The 23,915-nt window shown below is 63.6% G+C and carries 23 protein-coding genes; 11 read left to right on the top strand and 12 right to left on the bottom strand.

What is annotated here, in order from left to right; all coding sequences use genetic code 11:
• Nucleotides 1-85 precede the first annotated feature (85 nt).
• Nucleotides 86-1,039 (top strand): LysR family transcriptional regulator, encoded by a 954-nt coding sequence (locus D9V28_RS09740; protein ID WP_121659496.1) that lies wholly within the window; start codon nt 86-88, stop codon nt 1,037-1,039.
• Nucleotides 1,040-1,086: 47 nt separating this feature from the next.
• Here the strand turns inward: D9V28_RS09740 and D9V28_RS09735 are convergent, their stop codons facing one another.
• The 9 genes from D9V28_RS09735 to D9V28_RS09695 form a co-directional block, all read right to left on the bottom strand.
• Nucleotides 1,087-2,580 (bottom strand): CoA-acylating methylmalonate-semialdehyde dehydrogenase, encoded by a 1,494-nt coding sequence (locus D9V28_RS09735; protein ID WP_121659495.1) that lies wholly within the window; start codon nt 2,578-2,580, stop codon nt 1,087-1,089.
• A complete protein-coding gene (locus D9V28_RS09730; RefSeq protein ID WP_121659494.1) occupies nt 2,580-3,905 on the bottom strand; it encodes an aspartate aminotransferase family protein in 1,326 nt (441 codons plus the stop codon). Before D9V28_RS09730 ends, D9V28_RS09735 begins: the two co-directional genes overlap by 1 nt.
• A 76-nt stretch (nt 3,906-3,981) precedes the next feature.
• A complete protein-coding gene (locus tag D9V28_RS09725) occupies nt 3,982-5,139 on the bottom strand; it encodes an ABC transporter substrate-binding protein (RefSeq protein ID WP_121659730.1) in 1,158 nt (385 codons plus the stop codon).
• Between the two features lie 82 nt (nt 5,140-5,221).
• Entirely contained in the window at nt 5,222-6,022 is an 801-nt protein-coding gene (locus D9V28_RS09720) for an ABC transporter permease (RefSeq protein WP_121659493.1), read from the bottom strand.
• Complete coding sequence (locus tag D9V28_RS09715) at nt 6,022-6,885, bottom strand: ABC transporter ATP-binding protein (protein ID WP_121659492.1); 864 nt, start codon at nt 6,883-6,885, stop codon at nt 6,022-6,024. Before D9V28_RS09715 ends, D9V28_RS09720 begins: the two co-directional genes overlap by 1 nt.
• Nucleotides 6,882-7,802, bottom strand: a complete 921-nt coding sequence (locus tag D9V28_RS09710) for an ABC transporter permease (RefSeq protein WP_121659491.1) — start codon at nt 7,800-7,802, stop codon at nt 6,882-6,884. Before D9V28_RS09710 ends, D9V28_RS09715 begins: the two co-directional genes overlap by 4 nt.
• Nucleotides 7,799-8,815 (bottom strand): TIGR03842 family LLM class F420-dependent oxidoreductase, encoded by a 1,017-nt coding sequence (locus D9V28_RS09705; protein WP_121659490.1) that lies wholly within the window; start codon nt 8,813-8,815, stop codon nt 7,799-7,801. Before D9V28_RS09705 ends, D9V28_RS09710 begins: the two co-directional genes overlap by 4 nt.
• A gap of 8 nt (nt 8,816-8,823) precedes the next feature.
• Nucleotides 8,824-10,260: a dihydropyrimidinase gene (gene hydA, locus D9V28_RS09700; RefSeq protein WP_121659489.1), complete on the bottom strand. Its 1,437-nt coding sequence runs from the start codon at nt 10,258-10,260 to the stop codon at nt 8,824-8,826.
• A 17-nt stretch (nt 10,261-10,277) separates the two neighbouring features.
• Nucleotides 10,278-11,126 (bottom strand): nitrilase-related carbon-nitrogen hydrolase, encoded by an 849-nt coding sequence (locus D9V28_RS09695; RefSeq protein ID WP_121659488.1) that lies wholly within the window; start codon nt 11,124-11,126, stop codon nt 10,278-10,280.
• Nucleotides 11,127-11,321: 195 nt separating this feature from the next.
• On the opposite strand from D9V28_RS09695, the gene D9V28_RS09690 reads away from it, so the two are divergent.
• The 5 genes from D9V28_RS09690 to D9V28_RS09670 all read left to right on the top strand — a co-directional run bounded on the left by D9V28_RS09690 (nt 11,322) and on the right by D9V28_RS09670 (nt 16,143).
• Complete coding sequence (locus D9V28_RS09690) at nt 11,322-12,656, top strand: aminotransferase class I/II-fold pyridoxal phosphate-dependent enzyme (protein WP_121659487.1); 1,335 nt, start codon at nt 11,322-11,324, stop codon at nt 12,654-12,656.
• Between the two features lie 157 nt (nt 12,657-12,813).
• The gene (locus tag D9V28_RS09685; RefSeq protein WP_229727829.1) at nt 12,814-13,125 is read left to right on the top strand and encodes a hypothetical protein; all 312 of its coding nucleotides are present in this window, start codon (nt 12,814-12,816) and stop codon (nt 13,123-13,125) included.
• A 90-nt stretch (nt 13,126-13,215) separates the two neighbouring features.
• Nucleotides 13,216-14,337 (top strand): LolA family protein, encoded by a 1,122-nt coding sequence (locus D9V28_RS09680; RefSeq protein ID WP_183086481.1) that lies wholly within the window; start codon nt 13,216-13,218, stop codon nt 14,335-14,337.
• Nucleotides 14,334-15,302, top strand: a complete 969-nt coding sequence (locus D9V28_RS09675) for an ABC transporter ATP-binding protein (RefSeq protein ID WP_121659484.1) — start codon at nt 14,334-14,336, stop codon at nt 15,300-15,302. Before D9V28_RS09680 ends, D9V28_RS09675 begins: the two co-directional genes overlap by 4 nt.
• On the top strand, nt 15,289-16,143 hold the full coding sequence (locus D9V28_RS09670) for an ABC transporter permease (RefSeq protein WP_121659483.1): 855 nt from the start codon (nt 15,289-15,291) through the stop codon (nt 16,141-16,143). Before D9V28_RS09675 ends, D9V28_RS09670 begins: the two co-directional genes overlap by 14 nt.
• A gap of 5 nt (nt 16,144-16,148) precedes the next feature.
• On the opposite strand, the gene D9V28_RS09665 is transcribed toward D9V28_RS09670, so the two are convergent.
• Nucleotides 16,149-16,949 (bottom strand): SDR family oxidoreductase, encoded by an 801-nt coding sequence (locus tag D9V28_RS09665; protein ID WP_121659482.1) that lies wholly within the window; start codon nt 16,947-16,949, stop codon nt 16,149-16,151.
• Nucleotides 16,950-17,010: 61 nt separating this feature from the next.
• Between D9V28_RS09665 and D9V28_RS09660 the strand changes: the two genes are divergently transcribed.
• From D9V28_RS09660 to D9V28_RS09645, 4 genes are all read left to right on the top strand, one after another.
• Nucleotides 17,011-17,892 (top strand): sigma-70 family RNA polymerase sigma factor, encoded by an 882-nt coding sequence (locus D9V28_RS09660; RefSeq protein WP_121659481.1) that lies wholly within the window; start codon nt 17,011-17,013, stop codon nt 17,890-17,892.
• A 134-nt stretch (nt 17,893-18,026) separates the two neighbouring features.
• Nucleotides 18,027-19,034, top strand: coding sequence for a putative F420-0 ABC transporter substrate-binding protein (locus D9V28_RS09655; protein WP_121659480.1), 1,008 nt, complete (start codon nt 18,027-18,029; stop codon nt 19,032-19,034).
• Nucleotides 19,031-20,119 (top strand): putative F420-0 ABC transporter permease subunit, encoded by a 1,089-nt coding sequence (locus D9V28_RS09650; protein ID WP_371869998.1) that lies wholly within the window; start codon nt 19,031-19,033, stop codon nt 20,117-20,119. The genes D9V28_RS09655 and D9V28_RS09650 overlap by 4 nt, the downstream gene beginning before the upstream one ends.
• Nucleotides 20,116-20,937, top strand: coding sequence for an ABC transporter ATP-binding protein (locus tag D9V28_RS09645; RefSeq protein ID WP_229727832.1), 822 nt, complete (start codon nt 20,116-20,118; stop codon nt 20,935-20,937). Before D9V28_RS09650 ends, D9V28_RS09645 begins: the two co-directional genes overlap by 4 nt.
• A gap of 116 nt (nt 20,938-21,053) precedes the next feature.
• On the opposite strand, the gene D9V28_RS09640 is transcribed toward D9V28_RS09645, so the two are convergent.
• Together D9V28_RS09640 and D9V28_RS09635 are read right to left on the bottom strand one after the other, a co-directional pair.
• Entirely contained in the window at nt 21,054-21,899 is an 846-nt protein-coding gene (locus D9V28_RS09640) for a coenzyme F420-0:L-glutamate ligase (RefSeq protein ID WP_229727834.1), read from the bottom strand.
• A gap of 8 nt (nt 21,900-21,907) precedes the next feature.
• Nucleotides 21,908-22,909, bottom strand: a complete 1,002-nt coding sequence (locus tag D9V28_RS09635; protein WP_121659479.1) for a TIGR03557 family F420-dependent LLM class oxidoreductase — start codon at nt 22,907-22,909, stop codon at nt 21,908-21,910.
• A 51-nt stretch (nt 22,910-22,960) separates the two neighbouring features.
• Between D9V28_RS09635 and D9V28_RS09630 the strand changes: the two genes are divergently transcribed.
• Nucleotides 22,961-23,800, top strand: coding sequence for an exodeoxyribonuclease III (locus tag D9V28_RS09630; protein WP_121659478.1), 840 nt, complete (start codon nt 22,961-22,963; stop codon nt 23,798-23,800).
• Nucleotides 23,801-23,915: the final 115 nt, after the last annotated feature.

Raw genomic sequence — 23,915 nt, 5'->3', positions numbered from 1 at the left:
CGGCCACTGGATACAGTTCAATAGTGCCCGCATCAACTATTCAGCACAAGCGAACATTGCTTACGTGATTCGGTAGCATTACTACATGGACGTTCGCCGCCTGGACCTGCTGCGTGAACTTGCCGATCGCGGCAGCATCGCTGCCGTCGCTGCGGCAACTCATCGGACGCCATCGGCCGTATCCCAGCAGTTGAAAGTGCTTGAGCGTGAAGCAGGGGTGCCGCTGACCGAGCGCGAGGGACGCGGTATCTCCCTCACCGATGCCGGTCGCGCCCTTGCCCGCAGCGCAACCGACGTCGCCGTCGCCCTTGAGCGAGCACACGCGGTGTGGGACGAATATCGCAACGACGCCACCGGCGAGGTCACCGTCGCGACCTTTCCGACCGCAGGGCAAATGCTCCTGCCCGGAGTCATCTCATCGCTTTCTCACGTGGCAGGACTCACGGTGACGATGGTCGACCGAGACCCGGACTCAGGAAACTTCCCCGATCTCACCGTCGATTTCGACATTGTGCTCGCCCATTCGATGCCAGGGATGCGGTCGTGGAGTGGAAAAGGGCTTCGCAATCTCTACCTGCTCAGCGAACCGCTCGACGTGTCACTTCCCGTCGGCCATCGGCTCGCTGGCGTCAACATGCTCACGCCGGACCAGCTGGTGAACGAACCATGGATTGGTGTTCCTCAGGGCTACCCATTTGATGCACTCATGCACGAGATCGAAGCAGTCACCGGCCAGGGGCTGTCAGTGGTGCAACGGGTCACTGACAACCGCGTCTCTGAGGCGCTGGTTGCTGCTGGCATCGGGATTGGAATCGTGCCGCGATTTACAGCATCCGGTCGTGAACGAGGAATCGTGACCCGTCCGCTGACCGGAGTGGACGCCTCTCGCCACATTGTCGCGCTCATGCGCCCCGAGAAAGCGGAGCGGTTCGCGGTGAGGACCGTCGCCGAAGCGCTGCACGCGGAAGCCGCCAGATTGCAGCTGGCACACAACCCCGTCGAGGATGCAGCACCGTTCACAACGCCGCGCTGGACATAGGAACTGAAGCGCCGACCGAAGCGACTCGCTTCGGCCGGCGCTTTCCGTCAGTCGTGCTCCGGGAACCCGAGGTTGAGTCCGCCGTGGCTCGGGTCGAGCCAGCGACTTGTGATCGCCTTCTCCTGGGTGAAGAAGTGCACTCCCTGCGGGCCGTATGCTTTCGAGTCGCCGAACATGGACTCTTTCCAGCCACCGAAGGAGTGGTAGGCGACGGGAACGGGGATGGGCACGTTGATGCCAACCATTCCCACGGTGACTTCGCGCTGGAATCGACGCGCTGCACCGCCGTCATTGGTGAAGATCGCCGTTCCGTTGCCGTACCTGCTGTTGTTGATGATCTCGAGCCCCTCGGCGTAGCTCGCCACCCGAACGACACTCAGCACCGGACCGAAGATCTCGTCGGAGTACACAGTTGAACTGAGCGGCACGTGATCAAGCAGCGTCGGTCCGAACCAGAAACCGTCGGCATCACCGTCGATTTCGGGATCACGCCCATCGACCACAACCGTGGCGCCGTCGGTTTCCGCAACCTCGAGGTACGAAGCGACCTTGTCACGGTGTTGCCTCGTAATGAGCGGACCCATGTCGCAGGAGCGGCGGCCGTCACCGGTTTTGAGGGTCGACATTCGTTCGGCGATGCGGGACACGAGTTCGTCGGCCACCGTATCGACAACCAGCAGGACGCTGATCGCCATGCACCGTTCGCCAGCGGAGCCGAACCCGGCGTTGACCGCGGCATCGGCGGCGAGGTCGAGGTCGGCATCCGGCAGCACGAGCATGTGGTTCTTCGCACCGCCCAACGCCTGGACGCGTTTGCCGTTTCGCGCGGCTGTCTCATAGATGTACTTCGCGATCGGCGTCGATCCGACGAAGGAGATCGACTTCACCACGGGATGTTCGAGCAGGGCATCGACGGCTTCCTTATCGCCGTGCACGACGTTGAAGACCCCGTCGGGCAGCCCGGCCTCGGCGAACAGCTCCGCCAGCCAGTTCGCCGCAGACGGGTCTTTCTCGCTGGGCTTGAGGACGACCGTGTTGCCGGCCGCGATGGCGATCGGGAAGAACCAGAGCGGCACCATCGCTGGGAAGTTGAACGGGCTGATGATGCCGACCACGCCGAGCGGCTGCTTCACCGAGTAGACATCCACACCGGTCGACACGTTCTCCGAGTACTCCCCCTTCAGCAGGTGCGGCATGCCAGCCGCGAAGTCGACGACCTCGAGCCCTCGGGCGATCTCGCCAGCAGCGTCGGAGAGAACCTTGCCGTGTTCGGAGGTGAGGATCTCAGCGAGCTCACTCTTGCGAGCGTTGAGCAGTTCCCGGAAGGTGAAGATCACCGACTGGCGCTTCGCAAGCGACGCGTCACGCCAGGCGGGGAACGCAGCCGCCGCGGCAGAGACCGCGCTGTCGACGTCGGAAACGCTGGCGAGCCGCACCTCCTTTGAGACAGTGCCCTTCGCCGGGTCGTAAACCGGTGACGTCCGTGTCGAGTTCCCCTCGACGAGTTTTCCTCCGACGAAGTGGTTGAGATAGCTGGTCATTACAGTCCTTTCGAAACGTCTGTGAGCACCGCGTCGTATGCGGCCATCGCCTCGGCGACCTCGTCAGCCGTGACGGTGCACGGCGGTACAACGTGGATTCGGTTGTCTTGCACAAACGGAAGCAGTCCCCGCCCAACCAGCGCGGTCTTGATGCTTCCCATCACCGCGGCAGGAAGTGGTGCGCGCGTCGTGGCATCCGCTACCAATTCCATCGCCCAGAACACGCCCTCTCCACGAATCTCCCCGATCACCGCGTGTTTGTCGGCAAGCTCGGCGAGCGCGGGACCGATCGCCTCGCGGCCGATGGTCGCTGCGTTCTCGACAATGCCCTCCGTGGCCATCGCATCGAGAGCACCGACAATTGACGCCATCGCGAGCGGATGTCCCGAGTAGGTGAGCCCGCCTGGGAAGACTGTCGAATCGAAATCGGATGCTATTTCATCCGAAATAATCACGCCTCCTGCTGGTACATATCCTGAGTTGACACCCTTCGCGAACGTGATGAGGTCAGGAACGACGTCATACCCCTCGAATGCGAACCACCGGCCCGCACGCCCGAAACCGGCCATGACCTCGTCGAGGATGAGGACGATGCCGTAGCGGTCGCAGAGTTCACGAACTCCGGCAAGGTAGCCGGGCGGCGGGATGAGAATGCCCGCGGTTCCCGGGATCGACTCAAGCAGAATGGCGGCGATCGTCTGGGCACCCTCGCCCTGGATCACCCGCTCCAAGTGGTGCAGCGCTCGAGCCGACTCTTCCTCTGGCGTCGATGCCCAGAACTCGGAGCGATAGAGATACGGGCCGAAGAAGTGCACGTGGCCTCGGGCAAATTCGTTCGGCATCCTCCGCCAGTCACCGGTGGCCACAATCGCCGCGCCTGTGTTGCCGTGGTAGGACCGGTAGGTCGAGAGCACCTTGTCCCGCCCAGTGTGAAGGCGAGCCATCCGGATTGCGTTTTCGTTGGCATCCGCACCGCCGTTGGTGAAGAAGACCTTGTGAAAACCCTGCGGCGCGAGGTTCGTAATGCGCTTGGCCGCTTCGCCGCGCGTGAGGTTCGCCGTAGACGGCGCGATGGTTGTCAGCTGCTCGGCCTGCTCTCGAATCGCCGAGATGACGGCCGGATGCTGGTGACCGATGTTCACATTGACCAGCTGGCTGGAAAAATCGAGGTAGTTTCTGCCATCGAAATCCCACACCCGCGAACCGAGACCGCCGGCGAGAACGAGTGGGGTCAGCGTCCCCTGCGCTGACCACGAGTGGAAGACATGAGCGCGATCGAGATCGAGGGTGCTCTGGTTGTTTTCTGACGTGAGCGTGAGTGCCACGACATCTCCTTTGTGCTTTTCGTGCGGTGGTTCCCCGGGCGGGAAGCGTGTGCTTTCCCGCCCGGGATCAGGAGTGTTAGTTGCCACCCTCCTCGAGGGTGACGTCAATGGGAGTGAAGTCCTGCCCCTTGGTGTCGACACCTTCCTCCTCCAGTGCGTCGAGCGCTTGCTGGATGTAGTCGTTCGTCCACACGCCCGCTGGCGGTTCTTCGGTGATGAGTGCGGCGCCCGCTTCGTTCACGGCGGACAGAGCACCGGCCACCGTCTTGTCGAACGCTGCTTCGTCGATGAATCCGATGCCGTTCTCCGCCGGCCAGATCAGCTTGTTGGTCTCGTTAACCATCCACAGTTCGTGGCTTGGACCCCAACCGGACCCTGCATCGAGTGTGATCTGTGACGCTTCCTCGGGGTTGTCTGCGGCATAGACCCAGCCCTTGAGAACCGCCTTGAGGAAGGACACCGTGGTTTCCTGGTACTGCTCATCGCTCTCGAGCTTCTCGGTGTCCGCCCAGATTGCGTCCTGGAGCATCGCACCGACTGTGTCTTCATAGCTGATGACGTTGAAGTCCTCCGCTGTGTACAGCTCCCCCGTCTCCGGGTTCGGTGTCTCAAGCAACTGCGCGTACTCGTTGTACGTCATGGCTTGCGCCGCGTCGATGTCACCCTGCAGGAACGCATTCATGTTGAAGTCCTGCGTGATGATCTCGACTTTGGAGGAGTCGAGTCCCTCAGCTGCCATGGCCGCGAAGATCTCCCACTCATTACCGAAACCCCATGAGCCGATCTTCTTGCCCTCGAAGTCGGCGACACTCTCGATTCCGGAGTCGGCCCAGGAGACCTGGAGCGTTCCGGAGCGCTGGAAGATCTGGGCGATGTTCGTGACGTTCGCTCCTGCCTCGATCGACCCGAGCACCTTTGGCACCCAGGCGATGGCGTAGTCCACATCGCCATTGGCGAGGGCGTCCTGCGGAACGATGTCGCCACCCGACGGGATGATTTCGACATCCAGACCCTCGTCCTCGAAGTAACCCTGGTCGAGGGCTGCGAAGTACCCGGCGAACTGGCCCTGAGGCAACCACTGAAGCTGCAGTTTCACCTCGGTGAGTGAGTCACCGGCGTTCTCGTTTGATCCGGAACCGGTATCGGATGGTCCTCCTGAACAAGCGGAAAGTACGAGCGCTGCCGAGACGGCCAGCGCACCGACCGTCGCGAAGCGACGTGTGCTGTGTTTCATGGTCTGTCCTTTCATTCGAGTGCTTCGGGTGGTGCAGGAGCGGGGTGGTGCGTTGACCGTCAGCCCAACGGACTGAGGACATTCATGAGCGCCGCCTGCCTCGGGTTGCCAGGCGTTCGAGCGCGAGTGTGGCCAGGAAGAACACGAGTCCGAGCACGATGGACGCGACGACATACGCCCATGCCCTCGCATACGCGCTCGAAGCGGCTGACGTGGAAATCAGGCCGCCGAGCCCGCCGCGTGGGCCGCCGAAGTACTCTGCGACGAGGGCGGAGATCACGGCCAGAGATGAGGCGATACGGATGCCGGTGAAGACGAAAGGGACGGCAGTGGGCAGCGTCACGGTGCGGACAATCTGAGCGGAGCTTGCCGCGTAAACCTTCATCAGGTCACGGTGTACGGGAAGAGTCTGCCGGAAACCGCGCAGCGTGTTGATGAACACGGGTACAAACGACGCCAAACCAGCGATGGCCTGCCGCCCGAATTGACTGTCAGCACCAAACATCGAGTTGAGTACTGGTGCGAGCGCAACGATGGGGATGACGGCGAGCGAGGCTACAACTGGGGCACTCATGTGGTCGATCGGACGCCAGCCGGCGGCGATCGCTGCGAGCAGAATGCCAAGGATCGATCCGATGATCAGTCCGAGCAGAGCGTTCCAGCCGGTGATCAGTGTCGCTGAAACCATGGACGGGAAGAATTCGATGAACTCCTCGACGATGGCCGCGGGGCTCGGCAGCAGGTAGTCGCTCACGCCGATGACGCTCACGAGGAACTGCCAGCCGACGAGAACGAGGATGCCAACCGCGATCGGAGCGATGATCCGCAGGGTGGTCTCGGTTCTCGCGGCCGAGCGCGATTTTCCGGGCAGCGTCAGCACCATCAGCGATTCTCCACTCCGCGCGCCCCAGTCGGAACCGGAGAACCCGTGTGCAACGCTTCACGAACAGCGGTGACTCCATCAAAGAACGCGCGGTCTTCGCGCAGCGCCTCGGCGTGTTCCGGATCGCGGGTGAGTGCCATTGGAACGATCTGCTGGATTCGTCCCGGCCGAGGGGACATGACCACCACGCGGTCAGAAAGATAGACAGCCTCAGGAATGGAGTGGGTGACAAACACAACAGCGGCCCCGGTCTCGGCGCAGATTCGCAGCAGTTCAGTCTGCATCCGCTCGCGGGTCATCTCGTCGAGCGCCCCGAACGGCTCATCCATCAGGAGGAGGTCAGGTTTCTCGGCGAGCGACCGGGCGATGGCGACGCGCTGCTGCATTCCACCGGAAAGCTGGTCGGGGTACCTGTCGGCGAAGTCGCTCAGTCCGACCATGTCGAGCAACTCCTCTATGCGAGCATTGCGGTCGCGGCTTGTCGCCCCGTGCAGTTCGAGCGGGAGGCCAACATTCGCAGCCACTGTGCGCCACGGAAGAAGGCCAGCTTGTTGGAAGGCGATGCCGTAGTCCTGGTCAAGTCGAGCCCTGGACGCGGTCTTGCCGAACACGGTGACGCTTCCTGCCGTCGGCTGGTCGAGGTCGGCGATGAGCCGCATCAGTGTCGACTTGCCACACCCCGAAGGGCCGATAAGCGAGACGAACTCACCGGCAGACACCGTGAGGCCGATTGCGGTGAGCGCCTGGACCTGGCCTGAACGGGTGTCGAACGTCTTGTCGACGCCTCTCACCACGACAGCGTCGGCAGAACGCGTCGGAGTCGCGGACGAATCGGTGGGCTGGGGTTCGGGTACCTGGGTCACGCGTTGATCTCCACACGTCGGTAGTTCTTGAGAATGGCGCCGAGGATAGCGACCGAGCCTGCTGCGGCAAGGCCGAGCACGATGGATCCGAAGATGGGTCCCCAGGCCTTGGCCGGGTCCCCGCTGGCTTGCCCGGCGTACTGGATGAGGATGCGTCCGATTCCGCCCTGCATGCCCGTTGAGACCTCGGCGACAACGACGCCGACAACCGCGTTCGCCGCACCAAGCCGAAGCGCAGGCAGGAGGTAAGGCACCGATGCGGGAATGCGCAGTTTGAGCAGCGTCTTCCACCAGCCGACTCCGTAGGTGTGCATGAGTTCGGTGTGGATGGCGTCAGGCGACTGGAGGCCTCGAAGGGCACCGATCGCGATCGGGAAGAACGCAAGGTACGAGGCGATCACGGCGACGCTCATCCAGTCCTGCCACTCGAAAGCCCCGATCTCCACCCGGGACCCCCAGCTGCGGACGATGGGAGCAAAGGCGATGAGCGGCACCGTTTGGCTGAGGATGACCCAGGGCAGGATGCCCCATTCTGCGAGCTTCCATCGCTGCATGATCAGAGCGAGTCCGAACCCGACAACGACTCCGACGAGCCAGCCGACGGCCGCGATTCCCAGGGTGACGAGTGCGGCGAGCGCCACCTCGAGCCAGAGCGGGTTCGCCGTCGCCGAGCGGCTGACCGGGTCGAACAACCGTGTCACCATGTCCCAGGTGTGCGGCATGGCCAGATCGGTGGTGCGAGGCAGCACCCGGGCCTCCCCGATCACGACACCGTCGGCCGGCCCGAGAAACTTATAGAGTTCCCAGACCGCGGCGATCACGAGGATGCCGAGCACTCCGTAGCCCCAGCGCACCAGCTCCCTGGCAGGCGCACTCCGGCGCCGCCGGATCGCTGGGGCGAGGTTCTCGGCGGTCATGCCGTCGCCACGATCTTTTCCTTGAGAGCGGGGATGACCGTCTCACCATAGACGCGGAGAGTTTCCTCCTTGTTGTCGTGCTGCAGGTAACCGGCGAACTGGTCGACACCGATACTCTTCAGCTCTTCCAGTTTCGCTATGTGATCACTTGCCGAGCCAAGCACGCAGAACCTGTCGACAATTTCGTCCGGCACGAAGCTGGCGTGGGTGTTGCCTGCCTTACCGTGCTCGTTGTAGTCGTATGATTCCCGGCCGGCGATGTAGTCGGTGAGAGCTCGCGGAATGGCACCGCTCGTGCCGTATTTCGCAACGATGTCCGCGACGTGATTACCGACCATGCCGCCGAACCAGCGGCACTGATCTCGCATGTGCTGCCAGTCGTCCCCGACATACATCGGTGCGGCAACACAGAATTTGATCGACATCGGGTCGCGACCCGCCTGCTCCGCAGCATCCCGAACCGTCTTGATCATCCACTTCGCAATGTCGATGTCAGCGAGCTGGAGGATAAAACCGTCACCGACCTCACCCGTCAGTTTCAGGGCAAGCGGGCCGTATGCCGCCACCCAGACGTCGAGCTGCGATCCAACACTCCACGGGAACTGCACGGTGGCACCGTGGTATTCGACGGGTCGCGAGTTGGCAAGTTCGCGAATGACATGGATCGATTCGCGCAGCGTCTTCAGGTTTGTCGGTGCCCCATTGGTCGTGCGCACGGCCGAATCGCCACGACCGATGCCGCAGATCGTTCGGTTGCCGTACATCTCGTTGAGCGTGGCGTATGTCGACGCGGTCACTGTCCAATCACGCGTGGCCGGGTTTGTGACCATCGGGCCAACCGTGATGCGCTTGGTTTCGTTGAGGATCTGACTGTAGATGACGTAAGGCTCCTGCCAGAGCAGGTGCGAGTCGAACGTCCAGACGTGGCTGAAGCCATACTGCTCGGCGAGTTTGGCGAGGTGGACGGTTCTCGAGGCGGGCGGGTTGGTTTGGATTACTGCTCCGAAGTCCATGAATGCCCTTAGATCAGGTACTGGCTGAGACCGCGGTGGACGTACTTGCCGTCACCTTTGGTGCCCAGGTACTGGTTGTCGTCGATGATGACCTTGCCGCGCGAGAGCACGGTGTCGACGTGGCCGTCGATTTCGTAGCCTTCCCAGGCGGAGTAGTCCATATTCATGTGGTGCGTTTTCCCGACACCGATGGAGGTGTGGCCGTTCGGGTCGTAGATGACGACGTCGCCGTCAGCCCCGGGTTGAAGCACGCCTTTCCTGCCGTACATACCGAACATGCGGGCCGGAGTGGTCGATGTCACCTCGACCCAGCGTTCAAGCGAGATCTTTCCGTCGACCACGCCCTGGTACAGCAGGTCCATCCGGTGCTCCACGCTGCCGATGCCGTTTGGGATTTTGGCGAAGTTGCCAACGCCCATGTCCTTCTGGCCCTTCATGCAGAACGGGCAGTGGTCTGTCGAGACCATTTGGATGTCGTTGGTCCGAAGGCTCTGCCACATGTGGTGCTGGTGCCCCTCGTGCTTGGATCTCAGCGGCGTCGAGCAGACCCATTTGGCTCCCTCAAAGTCGCCCCATTCCTCGCTCGACGCTCCGAGTTGGTCCTCGAGTGAGAGGTAGAGGTACTGCGGGCAGGTTTCCCCGAATACGTTCTGCCCGTTGTCGCGTGCCTGAGCGATCTGCTCGACGGCCTGCTTTGCGCTCACGTGGACGACGTAGAGCGGAGCACCAGTGAGGTTCGCCAGCATGATCGCCCGGTGGGTCGCTTCCTCTTCCGCCTGCCAGGGCCGGGTGATGCCGTGATAGTACGGCGACGTGTTGCCTGCTTCGAGGGACTGCTGCACCAGAAGGTCGATGACACTGCCATTCTCTGCGTGCATCATGATCATCGATCCGTTGTCGCTCGCCCGCTGCATGGCCTTGACGATTTGGCCGTCGTCGGAGAGAAACACTCCCTTGTATGCCATGAAGAGCTTGAAGCTCGAGACGCCCTCTCTCACGAGTTCGTCCATGGCCGTCAAGGACGAGTCCTGCACATCGCTGAGGATCTGGTGAAACCCGTAGTCGATGGCGCAGTTGCTTCGTGCCTTCTCATGCCACAACGAGAACTGGTCGAGAACGTTCTCCCCCGCATACTGCACAACGAAGTCGACAATGCTCGTTGTTCCGCCGTGTGCGGCCGCACGGGTGCCAGTCTCAAACGTGTCACTCGCGAACGTTCCGCCGAATGGCATCTCCATGTGGGTGTGTGCGTCGATACCGCCGGGGATCACGTACTTCCCTGTCGCGTCGATGACCGTGTCGACGTTGTTCTCGACATCGAAGCCAAGCAGATTCGAGCCAGGCGCCAGCACCGCTGCAATGGTTTCACCGTCGATGAGCAGGTCAGCCGGAGCCGATCCCGTCGAGTTCACGACTGTGCCGTTTTTGATGAGGGTCTTCATGATTCCTCCTCGGCTTCCGGTTATGGCTTGGGGATCGACGTATAGGACTCGGGACGACGATCGCGATAGAACTGCCAGTCATCGCGGACGCGCTTGATCATGTCCAGGTCAAGGTCACGAATGACGATGTCCTCGTGCTCGGCGCTGCCCCGCTCCCCCACGAAGTTGCCTTGAGGGTCAGCGAACTGGCTGGTGCCGTAGAAGGTGACAGCGAGGTCGCCGTACTCGTTGTCCTCGGTGCCGACCCGGTTCGGCGCTGCAACGAAATAGCCGTTTGCGGCAGCGGCCGTTGCCTGTTCGAGGTCCCACAAACGGTTGGACAGGCCGGGCTTCGTCGCGTTCGGGTTGAAGACGATCTGTGCGCCGTTCAAGCCGAGCTCACGCCAACCCTCGGGGAAGTGACGGTCGTAACAGATGTAGACGCCAATCGGGCCGACCGCCGTGTCGAACACCGGGTAGCCCATGTTGCCCGGGCGGAAGTAGAACTTCTCGTAGAACTTCTCGAGGTGAGGAATGTGGTGTTTGCGGTACTGGCCGAGGATGGCGCCGTCCGAATCGACGACGACGGCGGTGTTGTAGTAGACGCCCGGCATGTCCTCTTCATAGATGGGAAGAACCATCACGAGGTTCAGCTCCTTCGCGAGCTTCGCGAAGCGCTGCACAATCGGCCCATCGGCCGGCTCAGCGAACTCGTAGTACTTCTTGTCCTCCGTGATGCCGAAGTACGGTCCGTAGAACAGCTCCTGGAAGCAGATGATCTGCGCCCCCTGGGCAGCTGCATCTCTGGCGAACTGTTCGTGCTTCGCGATCATGGATTCTTTGTCGCCGGTCCAGGTCGTCTGGGTGATTGCCGCGCGAACTACAGTCATCTCTAGCCTCCGTGTCGTCATTGAGCGGTAGGTGTTTTACGCCGTTGTTTGCCTGTCAGGCCCGGGAGCAGTTCCCCAGTCCGGAAGACCATTTTGCTGTTCCGCTCATTTGTTATTATTCGAGTTGAACATTTCTCCATTGTTTCCCTCTGTGACGCATTCGTAAATACCCAATTCGGGAGAAGGTGGCCTGTGATGGCTGAGTCGTTTGCAGATCTCATCGATGACCGCTCCCCACGTGGCATCGCGGCTGCACTCGCCCGACTCATCAATTCGGGGCAGCTGGCACCGGGAGACCGTCTTCCGACCGTCCGCGAACTGGGCGCAGAACTCGCCGTGAGCCCCGCGACGGTGAGCGCCGCATGGCAGGCCCTGTCAACAGTCGGACTCATCGTCTCGCGTGGCCGCAGCGGAAGCTTTGTACGCCAGGCCGCGATGCCGTGGCTGAGCCCCCGGATGCAGCGCATGGCGGGTTACGGCGAACAGACGAGAATCGATCTCTCTCGAGGCACCCCCGATGACGCGCTGCTCCCCTCGCTCAGCCCCGCGCTGTCCCGGCTGTCCGAGCACGCGACAACGTTCAGCTACACCGATCAGCCCGTCATTCCCGCCCTGCACGCTGAGTTGAAGCGCACCTGGCCGTATCCGGCTGACGCCATCACCGTCGTGGATGGCGCGCTCGACGGAATGTCGCGAGCGCTTGAGCAGGTGGTCCGGTTCGGAGACCGCGTGGCACTCGAGGACCCGACGTTCCCCCCGTTCTTCGACATCCTCGACTCTCTCGGGGCCGTGCGTATCCCTGTTGCCATTGACGAATTCGGGATGCTCCCTTGCGCGCTGGCCAAGGCCCTCACGTCATCGCCGCGCGCGGTGGTGCTGCAACCTCGAGCGCACAACCCGACGGGTGCGTCGATGACCGAAGAACGTGCTCGTGAACTCGCGAGAGTTATCACAACCTCCCGCCACGCCAGTGACGCCGTCGTCATCGAAGACGATCACTCGGCGGGAATCAGTACGGAGCCCGACGTCAGCCTCGGGGCATTCATTCCGGGCCAGGTCCTGCACGTACGGAGCTTCTCCAAAACACACGGTCCCGATCTTCGTATCGCGGCTCTTGGCGGGCCCGATGAGCTGGTGAACCGTATCGTGTCCAGGCGCATGCTCACCACCGGATGGACGAGCCGCATGGTGCAGACCATCCTGGCTGAGCTCCTCACAGAGAACGCGTCCGTGAATGCTGTGAACGAGGCGCGGATGGTCTACTTTTCCCGGCAGAAGGAGCTGGCGTCCGCGCTCACCCGCCACGGGTATTCCGCGACCCTGGCCGATGGGCTCAATACGTGGATCCCCGTGACCGACGAACGAAGTGCGCTGGTGCAATTATCAGCCGCAGGCATCCGTGTTGCTGGCGGAACGCCGTATCTCGCTTCACCGGATGCGGGATCGTTCGTACGGGTCACCGCGGGCGTACTTGGCGATGAGTTCGACTTCGTAGCCGAGGCACTCGCCGGTGTTGCTGTGAAAAGCTGACGCACTCCACCGCCAGTCGCGGGCCCACGAACTGTAGGTTGAGGCTATGACTCCGCTCAGACGCATGGCCTGCGTCGCGATCGCGGCAACATTTGTTTCTGCTCTGACGGGATGCTCGGTCGTGGATACGGTGATTTGGGGACCGGACGGAAGTCGGGTGATCGACACGACCGAAAGGGTCATCCGCGCCGCAGCTACTGGCGACGAAGACACGCTCACGTGCGGCGATGCGGAGCCCAAGTTCGGGAAATCGCAGGACTGGACGGGCCTCTCAGCCGGCGAACCGGAACGCTTCCACGCCGAGTATTGGGAGGACCAGGAACCTCTGGATCCGGCCTGGAACATCAACCTCGAAGTTGGGCCTGAGGGAGTTGCAATTGGCGAAGTCTTCCCGAGCGACGTGTTTTATCGCGAAACAGGAGACGGCCTGTGCGTGGTGGATATCGTCTGGGCGACCGTTGTGGGCTGAGCACCCATCAGCATCTGACGAATTCGAGGAAAAACCCAGTTCAGCGGCGTATCATGACTCTCCACTTCGATTCGACAAAGGATGTTGATCGTGTCGCGTAAATCCCTCAAGTGGCTTCCCGCCCTCGCAGTACCCGCGCTTGTCGCGGTCGGTATTGTCGCCATTCCGCTTTCAGCTGGTGCCGCCGTCGATCTGCCTGACAAGACGGCGAAGGAGGTTCTTCTTCTCGTCTCTGAAAGCACCGAAGACTCGTTCTCCGGCACCGTTACCAAGACGGCCGAACTCGGCCTGCCCGACATCGACGCTGTCGCCGGCATGGGGCAGTCGATGGGCGGCTCAGAATCGGGCCTGTCCGTCGAGGAATCGACCGAACTCGTGTCGAGCGCGCTCGAACTTCTCAGCGGAACACACGAAGCCAACGTGTACGTGTCCGGTGACTCGAACGTGCGGGTTGAGGTGAAGGCAGACCTCGCCAGGCGCACAGCCGTGAGCAACGGCACAGACGCCTGGTACTACGACTCGGAATCGAATGTGGCGACCCATGTCGCCATCCCCGCTGACCTGAAATCTTCATCTCCCGAGAAGCTCGATGGCCACGCCGACGAGATGCTCACTCCCCCCGAGCTTGCCGACCGGCTCCTCACGGAGCTTGAACCGACCACCGAGATCACCGTGGGCACTGACGCCCGGGTCGCCGGTCGCACGGTCTACGAACTGATCCTCACCCCCAAGGTTTCCGGAACTCTTGCAGAGTCTGTGGCCATTGCCGTTGACTCCGAGACCGGGCTTCCACTTCAGGTGACCGTCTCGGCATCGGGTCAGGAAGAACCCGCCTTCCAGGTCGGCTTCAGCTCGATTGATCTGTCTGACCCGGCCGCCGACCTGTTCGCCTACACCCCCGGTGACGGTGTCACTGTCGAAGAGATGCCCTTCCCGTCACCTCCGCCGGCCGGAGAGCACACCCCGCCGACCGAAGACGCCAACGGTCCGACCACCATAGGCTCCGGATGGGAGACCATCGTGGCTCTCCCCGCGGCGAGCTCCCCCGAGAGCTTCGCCGATAACCCGATGCTCGACCAACTCACCACCCAGGTGGATGGCGGTCGCCTTCTCTCGACGTCTCTGCTCAACGTGTTCCTGACGGACGACGGACGGGTGTTCGCTGGGTCCGTGACCGTCGACAGGCTCCAGGCCGCGGCGAACGCGCAGTGACGGCAGCCGCGACCGCGGACCTCGCAATCGAGACGCGAGGCCTGACGAAGCGATTCCGCACCCAAACGGCGGTCAACGCCATCGACCTGGCGGTGCCGCGTGGTTCGGTCTTCGGCTTCCTGGGGCCAAACGGATCAGGCAAGACAACAAGCATCCGGATGCTGCTCGGCCTCGTCACTCCAACCGACGGCGAGATTCAGCTGCTCGGGCAGAGCATGCCAAACAAGCTCCGCGAGGTGCTGCCTCGCGTCGGCGCACTGGTCGAAGGACCAGCGTTTTACCCGTTTCTCTCCGGCGAGGCCAACCTGCACCGGTTCGACACGGCAGACCGGCATGCTTCCAGGCGCACTCGCACCGGCCGAGTGGCAGAAGCGCTCGAGCGGGTTGGGCTGACCAACGCCGCATCGAAAAAGGCCGGCGCATACTCACTCGGCATGAAGCAGCGCCTCGGAATCGCCAACGCGTTGCTCTCACCACGCGACCTGCTTGTCCTCGACGAGCCGACGAACGGCCTCGATCCGCAGGGCACCCGTGAGGTGCGCCACCTCGTGCGTTCGTTTGCCGCAGAGGGCACGACGGTCTTCGTCTCCAGCCACCTGCTGGCCGAGGTCGAGCAGATGTGCACACACGCCGCCATCATGAGCGCCGGCTCGATCGTCGCTCAGGGTTCACTCGATGATCTTCGTGGTGCAGGCGAATCACACGTTCGAGTGAGAACTCCGGATGTCACAACTACCGAGAGCGTGCTTGCCCGGTTCGGTCTCATTCCGACGCGATCGTCACACAGCGACAGCCATACCGAGGTGACGGCCCTCCTCCCGCATACATCCGAACTCGACCCTGACCGCATCCTCCCCGCACTTCTCGAAGCTGGGGTTCGTGTTCGCGGATACGGCATCGAGGAAGCCAGCCTCGAAGAACGGTTTGTCGCGCTGACCGGGGAGGGATTTGATGTCCTCTCCTGACCTCGCCACCGAACGCCGACCTGGGCCGGGACTCGACCTGCTCGGCAGCGAGTTGTCTGTGTTGTTCCGCCGTCGGCGCACGTGGGCAATGCTCGCGGCCGTCGCTCTGATCCCGATCCTGCTCGCCGTCGCCGTCCGACTAACAGCGAGCGAACTCGACCCGGGCGAGGGCCCGCCGTTTCTTGACCGCGTGACCCAGAACGGCCTGTTCGTGAGCTTTACGGCAACGGTTGTGGCGATCCCCCTGTTCCTGCCCCTCACCATCGGAGTCGTCGCCGGAGACACCATCGCCGGCGAAGCCGGGCTCGGCACACTGCGCTACCTCCTGGTGTCGCCGGCCGGGCGACTGCGTCTGCTCCTCGTCAAGTACACCGGCGCCGCTGCCTTTTGTCTCGCGGCAACACTGACCCTCGTCGTCGTCGGCGCCGTCATCGGCGCTCTACTGTTCCCGGTCGGACCGGTCACCCTGCTGTCCGGCGAGACGATCGGCGTTGCCGAATCCGTGCTGCGCTCGCTGCTTGTCGCCGCATACGTCACCGTTTCCCTGCTCGGGCTGTGTGCGATCGGGCTCTTCATCTCGACACTCACCACGGTGCCCGTCGGCGCAATGGCTGCGACCGTCGTCGTCTCGGTCGTCTCGCAGATCCTCGGCGCTCTTCCACAACTGGAGTGGCTGCACCCCTGGCTATTCACCCAGCACTGGCTCGGCTTCGCCGGCCTGCTCAGCCAGCCAGCGGACCTCAGCGCGTTCGGCTCAAACGCCCTCCTGCAGACGGGCTACATTGCCGTGTTCTTCGCCCTCGCCTACAGCCGATTCGCAACCAAGGACGTGCTGTCCTAGGGGCTTCAAACGCGCACGCCTTCCACCCGTTCGGTCAGGAAGTCTTCCCACGACTGCGTGCCGACGGCGTGTTCGGGCGTCAGGTTCGCTCCTGCCCGGAACGCGGCGGCAGCCCGTCCCGGCATTCGCATCTGTACGATCGGACGCCTCTTGCCGGTTCTCGCAAGGTATCCGCGAATCAGTTCCGTCATGGCATAAATTCGAGGACCTCCGATGTCGGGCACAAGCCCTGACGGACGGCCGAATGCCAGCTCGACGAGTCGCTCGGCGACCTCATCAGCGGAGATCGGCTGGAACCGGAACCCGCCGGGCGACGGGATGACGGGCAGCTTGGCCAGAGCGCGCACGGCAGTGAGGTTGAGGTCGTGGAACTGGGTCGCTCGAAGTATGGAATATGGCACGCCCGACTCGCGCACGATCTCCTCTGCCTTGCGTTTGAAGTCGAAGTAACCGAACATCGCACGGTCCACCCCTCTGGACACCGGGATCTTGTCGGCACCGACGACAGAGATGTGGACCAGGTGCCTGATCCCCTCCTGCCTGACCGCACGGACAAGAGCACGTGCCTTATCGTCGTCACCCTTCTGGCTTCCCGCGCAATGGATAATCGTCGAGATTCCGCGAACCGCGTCCTCGACCCCAGCGCCAGTTGCGAGGTCGCCCCGGACAAATTCGAGGCCGTCGCTCGCCTCGCCCGGGTTCCTGCTGAGCACCCGTACGTTCGCGCCCGCGTCGCGCAACCGTGCAACGACGAGCCGACCGAGAGTGCCAGTTCCTCCGGTCACCAAAATCGTGAATTCAGTCATTTCTCCTCCATGAAGTTCGTGCTTTACTGCAATGACCCCGGGAAGCGAGGGAGTGTGACACATGCACGTCGATGATGTGCTCGCCGACGCCTTCGAGTCACATCGCCCTCGGTTGCGGGCGGTGGCGTACCGGATGCTTGGCTCCCTGAGCGAAGCGGACGATGCGGTGCAGGAGACCTGGCTTCGGCTCAGCCGCAGCGATGCAGACGCAATTGAGAATTTGGGGGGCTGGCTCACCACCGTCGCCTCGCGGGTCTGCCTGAACATGCTGCGGGCTCGCGCTACCCGTGCAGAGCAACCATTTCCGCCGCACACGCCGGACCCGATCGTGAGCCGCGTGGACGCGAGTGATCCCGAACATGAAGCGCTTCTTGGTGACTCCGTCGGCCTGGCACTGCTGGTTGTGCTCGACACACTCACGCCGACGGAACGACTCGCGTTCGTGCTCCATGACATCTTCGCTGTGCCGTTTGGCGACGTGGCGACGATCCTCGCGGTCTCCGAGCCAGCGGCCAGGCAGCTCGCCAGCCGGGCCAGGCGACGGGTGGGAACGGCCCCAATGCCGGATGCCGACCCCGCCCGCCAGCGCGCGGTCGTCGACGCTTTCTTCGCTGCTTCACGGCGAGGCGATTTCGCCGCTCTCCTCACCCTGCTCGACCCTGATGCGGTACTCCGGTCGGACGGTGGACCCGACCGTGTGAGCCTCTCCCGCGTCCTGCGGGGCGGACGCAGCATCGGTGAGCAGGCGATCATGTTCGCACAGGGTGCTCCCTTCGCACAGCCGGCCATCGTGAACGGGGCTGCCGGAGTTGTCGTCGCTCGGAATGGGCAGGCGCTCTCTGTGATGGGCTTCGTGGTTCGCGCGGACGCGATCGCCGCTATCGACGTGCTGGCGGATCCGGTTCGCCTCAGCCGGCTCGACCTCTCACCCTGGCTCGGTTGACGCCCCCGCGCGGGTGTATCGTCGAAAAGGACCGCCGGTTGGGTATGACCGGTCGAGCTTGCCCGGATTTGGGTGGCTGGTCGAGACGAGTACTTGTTGTGCTCTCTCACCGCACACACTCGATCCGAGGTCACATGACTTTCCCCACCCGCCTCTCCCGTTTCGGTCGGCCCCTCGCCGCAATTGCTCTCGCCGCATCGCTGCTCGCGGTTTCTGCGTGTGCCAGCCCCGCAGCATCCGTTTCACCGTCAAAAACAGCCACGCCGGAAACGGCGGGTTATCCGCTCACCCTCGACAATTGCGGCACGGAGCTGACGATTGAGAAGGCGCCGGAGCGGGTGTTGAGCATCAAGTCCACGACAACCGAAATGCTGCTAGCGCTCGGTCTCGAAGATTCGCTGATTGGCCGCGCGTTCCCCGACGGCCCTCTCCCCGAAGACCTCGGCGGCACCGATGTTCCCGTGATCAGCGACAAGGTGCCCGGCCAGGAGGCCGTACTCGACCTCGAGCCGGACTTCATTTACGCGGGCTGGGAGTCGAACTTCTCGGCGGATGGCGCCGGCGAGCGCGAGACGCTGCAGTCTCTCGGCGTGAACACCTACGTCTCCCCCGCCGCATGCCAGGAAGCCGACTACGCGCCGGAGTCGCTGAGCTTCGACGACGTGTTTGCACAGATCGAAGAGGTCGGCTCGATCTTCGATGTGACCGGCGCGGCCACCGAACTCGTGGACGCCCAGAAAGTACAGCTCGAGTCGATCGAGCCGGTCGAGGACGTGAGCGCGCTCTGGTACTCGAGCGGTTCGGATACCCCGTACGTCGGTGCCGGATCTGGCGCACCGCAGATGATCATGGACGCCGTCGGCCTCACCAACATCGCGGCCGACGTCGACGAGTCGTGGACCTCGTTCAACTGGGAAGCGGTCGTCGACGCCAACCCCGACGTCATCGTTCTCGTGGTCTCCGATTGGGGCACAGCCGAGAAGAAGATCGGGGTGCTCGAGTCCAACCCGGCAACCGCGAACCTCGACGCGGTCGTGAACAAGCGGTACGTGACCGTGCCGTTCGCGGCAGGCGAGGCAGGCGTGCGCAACGTCGAGGCAGCAACCTCGATCGCCGCCCAGTTGGGAGACCTCGGCCTGTGACCGGAACGACCGCGATCGACGTGCCGACGGCAGGGACTGCTCCTCCCCGCCGCAGGTCGGCGCGCGGCGTGCCCACATCCGTCTGGGTGGTCGGGCTCTCGGTCATGCTTCTTGCATCGCTCGTTCTCGCCGTCACATTTGGCCCGGCAGACATCCGCCCGACCGAGGTGTGGGGGTCCATCCTCGGCCACCTCGGCTTCTCGCCGACCGCCCTCGGCGGCGAAGCGCTCTCGCCCCTCCGCGACGGCATCGTCTGGGAACTGCGCATGCCCCGCGTGCTCACGGCAGCGGCGGTCGGCGCCGGCCTCGCGCTCTCTGGAACGGTGATGCAGGCGATCACCCGCAACCCACTCGCCGACCCGTACCTCCTCGGCTTGTCTTCGGGCGCATCGCTCGGCGCCGTGGCCGTCATCCTGCTCGGCCTCGGCGTTGTGCTCCCGGTCGCTGCCTTCGCCGGAGCGATCCTCGCCCTCGTCGCCACTCTCGGCCTCGCCGGAGCGGCCGGCTCGCTCACCCCCACCCGCACCGTGCTTGCCGGACTGGCCGTGTCGAGTTTCTTCGGCGCCCTGACCAGCCTCATCATTTTCTGGTCGGCCACTGGGGACACCTACCGCGAAATCCTGAGCTGGCTGCTCGGCTCGCTCAGCGGCGCCCGCTGGCCCGCCGTGGCAATCGGTATCGGGGCCCTCGTGATCGTCGGCATCCCGCTCATGCTCACCGGCCGCACCCTCGACGCCTTCGCATTCGGTGACACGGCGGCGTCCGCTCTCGGCATCGGCGTGAACCTCACCCGCTGGATCCTGCTCACCGCAACAGCGCTGCTCACCGGCGCCATGGTCTCCGTCTCCGGATCGATCGGCTTCGTCGGCCTCATCCTGCCCCACGCCGTCCGACTCGTCGCCGGGCAACGCAACCGCGTTGTGCTGCCGCTCTCCGCCCTGGCCGGCGCGATCTTTCTGGTCTGGATCGACACCGGCGCCCGCACCCTGTTCGACCCACGCGAGTTGCCCGTCGGCATTCTCACCGCGGTCGTCGGTGCCCCGGTCTTCGCGCTTCTGCTCCTCAAATCCCGGAGGATCTCGTGACAGATCTGACCACCAATACGACAACGGATGCTGTCGCCAACGCTTCCGCATTGGCCGCCAGTCGGTTGTCCTTCCGCCGCGACGGCAAACTCGTCATCGACGGCGTAGACGTTTCCGTTCCGGTCGGCTCGTTCGGTGCCGTCATTGGGCCGAACGGAGCCGGCAAGTCGACCCTGCTGCACCTGCTCGTCGGAACACTGCCGGCCGAGAGCGGCGCCGTGCTGTTTGACGGCTCCGACCTGCTTGAGCTCCGCCGCCGCGATCGGGCCCGGATCGTTGCGCTGAGCGAGCAACACGGTGATGGAGACACCGGTCTGGCTGTAACCGACGTGGTGATGCTCGGGCGCACCCCGCACATCGGTCGCTTCGCATCGGAGGGTGAGACCGACCGGCGAATCGTCGCCGATGCCCTCGCCGCCGTCGGCATGAGCCCGTTCGCGGAGCGCTCGTTCGACACACTCTCGGGTGGGGAACGCCAACGCGTGCACCTCGCTCGTGCGCTCGCGCAGCAACCGCGCCTGCTGCTCCTCGATGAGCCGACCAACCACCTCGACGTGCGGGCTCAGCTGAGCCTGCTGTCACTGGTCAGGGCGCAAACCGCTGCCGGGATCACTGCCATCGCGGCGCTTCATGACCTCAACATCGCCGCGGCGTACGCGGACTCGGTGATTGTGCTGAGTGCCGGGCGCGTGATCGCCGCCGGCAACGTGGCATCCGTTCTCACCTCCGAACTCATCGGCGACGTGTACGGCGTTCGCGCCGACGTGCTCACCCACCCGCGCACCGGGCGTCCGCTCATCGCGTTCGACACGACGTGATCCGCTCGGGCAACGGATGCCGCGTCCTACTCAGGAGATAGACGCCATATCAGGAGGTTTTCACGACAAGTGTCCTGATTTGGCCGCCATTTCCTGTTTTGCCGTCGTCAGGCGGTTCAGCCCGAGGCTTCGGTGCGCGAGGCTTCGGTGCGCGAGGCTTCGGTGCGAGAGGCTTCGGTGCGAGAGGCTTCGGTGCGAGAGGCCGCTTCGGTGCGAGAGGCCACGCCAGCCGCATACCCGGCCGCGTAGGCCTCGTCGCTGCCTAAACGGAACATGTCCCGTTCAGCATCGCGAACCAGTGCCCGAGCGCCTGGCCCGTCCTCCTCGGTGACGAAGTGCGGCAGACCCCGGGCGACTGCTACCGGGCGACCACTCGTCTTGCCCTTCACCAGGTCGCCGGCAGCGGCGAGCTCGTCAGCAACCGCTGCAGCTGTGACGGTGAGCAGGCGACCTGTGGCATCCGTCTGCCCACGAAGGTCATCAACAACACGAATGCCGGCAGCGCCGATCGCCATATCGGTCTGACCCTCGCGCCACGGGCGCCCCACCGTGTCCGTGATGATCACACCCACGTCGACGCCCAATCGGGTGCGCAGCTCTGAACGCAGGTGGCGCGCCGATTCGTCAGGGTCGACAGGCAACAGCAGGATCGTGCCGTCCGGGGTGTTGCTCGCGTCGACGCCCGCGGCGGCCATCACCAGACCGAGCCGATTCTCGACGATGCGCGTGACGCCGTTCGGGTGTTCCCGTCGTGCCACCACCCGGACCGTCTCGTCGGTGATTGCCTGCTCGCGATCTGCGGCCAGGCGCATCCGCCCTTCTGCCTTGGACACGATTTTCGACGTCACGAGGAGGATGTCGCCGTCTTCGAGCTGCCCTTCAGCCGCGGCGGCCACGAGCGCGCCGAGGTCGTCACCCTCGGTGACCTCACCGATACCGTCGAGCCCAAATACTGTCAGCACATTGCCGCCTATCGGTGAAGTTTTGGAAGAACGTCGCGGCCGAAGGTTTCGATCCACTCCCGCTGGTTGCGGCCGACGTTGTGGAGGTAGATCCGGTCGAAACCGAGGTCAGCAAACGACTGGATGTGCCGACGGTGCACGTCGGGGTCGGACGAGATGGCCATCCGTCCGTCGAAGTCTTCCGGGCGGACCATGCGCGCCATCTGTTCGAACTCGAACGGTGAGCGAATGTCCGACTTGGGAAACCGCATGCCTCCGTTCGGCCATTCCAAGACGGCGTTGCGCCGTGCTTCCTCGTCGGTCGGCGCCCAGGACAGGTGCAACTGGAGCACCTTGGTCATCGCGGCCGGGTCGCGACCGACCGACCGCGCTCCCTCGTCGAACCGCGACAACAGCATCGCAACCTTCTCGCGCGGAGCCTCAACGGTGATTAGTCCGTCCGCGGTTTTGCCCGCCCGTTTCGCGGTCACCGGGCCTGACGTTGCAATGAGGATCTCCGGCGCGACGGCCGGCATCGTCCACAACCGGGTGGACTCCAGCTTGTAAAACGGACCCGCGTGTTTGACGTCCCGGCCGGCCAGGGACGCGGCGAAGAGTTTCTTGATGATGTCAACGGCCTCGAACATCCGGCTGATCCGCTCGTGCGCCTCGGGCCAATACTGGCCGACGATGTGCTCGTTGAGCGCCTCACCCGAACCCAGGCCGAGCCAGTGCCTGCCCGGATACATCGCGCCGAGCGTCGCGGACGCCTGCGCAACCATCGCGGGGTGCCACCGAAAAGTTGGCGCGGTGACGCCTGGTCCGAAATTCCCGTTGGTTCGCTCCCCAAGGGCCGCAAGCACGGCCCAGACGAACGACGACTCGCCCTGCTGCGGAACCCACGGCTGAAAATGGTCGGCGGCCATGACCCCGTCGAACCCGTTCTCCTCGGCGAACGCGCTGAGCGCGACAGCTTCCTGTGGGGCGAACTGTTCGAGCATCGCCGAGTAGCCGACAGAAAGGGAAGCCATTCCCCCATCTTGGCGCACGGAAGGGTCCGTGGTCTCGGCTAGCGTTGAACCATGCGAATCGCCACCTGGAACGTCAACTCCATTCGAGCCCGCGTCGTACGCACCGTCGATTGGATGGTGCGTGAAGACGTCGATGTGCTCGCCATGCAGGAGATCAAGTGCCGACCAGACCAGTTCCCGCTCGAACAATTCGAAGCGGCGGGCTATGAGGTCGCGATTCACGGGCTCAACCAGTGGAACGGTGTTGCCATTGCCAGCCGTCTTCCGATTGAGGATGTCACGACCTCCTTCGAGGGAATGCCCGGCTTCCTGAAGGGTGAAGAAGGACCAGACCTGCCCAAGGAAGCACGCGCTCTGGGGGCGACCATCAACGGTGTTCGCCTGTGGAGCCTGTACGTGCCCAATGGCCGCTCACTCGACGACCCGCACTATGTCTACAAGCTCGACTGGCTGGCGAAGCTGAAAGAAGACACCGGTGCCTGGCTCTCGGCGAACCCCGGCGCCCCGCTCGCCCTGATGGGCGACTTCAACGTCGCACCCCTCGACTCCGACATGGGCGACCCCAACCTCGTCCAGGGCCTGTCCACCCACATCTCGCCACCCGAGCGCGCGGCCATCGCGGCATTCGGCGAGATCGGCCTCACCGACGTTGTACGGCCTATCGTGCCTGAAGGCTTCACCTACTGGGACTACAAACAGCTCAAATTCCCGCGCAACGAGGGCATGCGGATCGACTTCATCCTCGGCTCGCCGGACTTCGCCGGCCTCGTGACCGGCGCATCCATCCACCGTAACGAGCGAAAGGGTGAGGCACCGAGCGACCACGTTCCGGTGATGGTCGAACTGGATCTGCCGACAGAAGACGACGATGATCGGCCCATGATCTTCTAACCAGGCTGCACCGCTAACACGGCTCCCGCTCTCGACGCAGTTCGAGAGCGGGAGTTTTGTTTTTCTGTGGTTTTTCTTGCTTTCCCACACAAACGGGCATAAAGTCACTGAAACA

The sequence above is a fragment of the Mycetocola zhadangensis genome (assembly GCF_003668565.1).
Taxonomy (GTDB): domain Bacteria; phylum Actinomycetota; class Actinomycetes; order Actinomycetales; family Microbacteriaceae; genus Mycetocola_A; species Mycetocola_A zhadangensis.
Note: the sequence above shows the minus strand (reverse complement) of the source record. Positions and strands in the feature narration are given on the sequence as shown.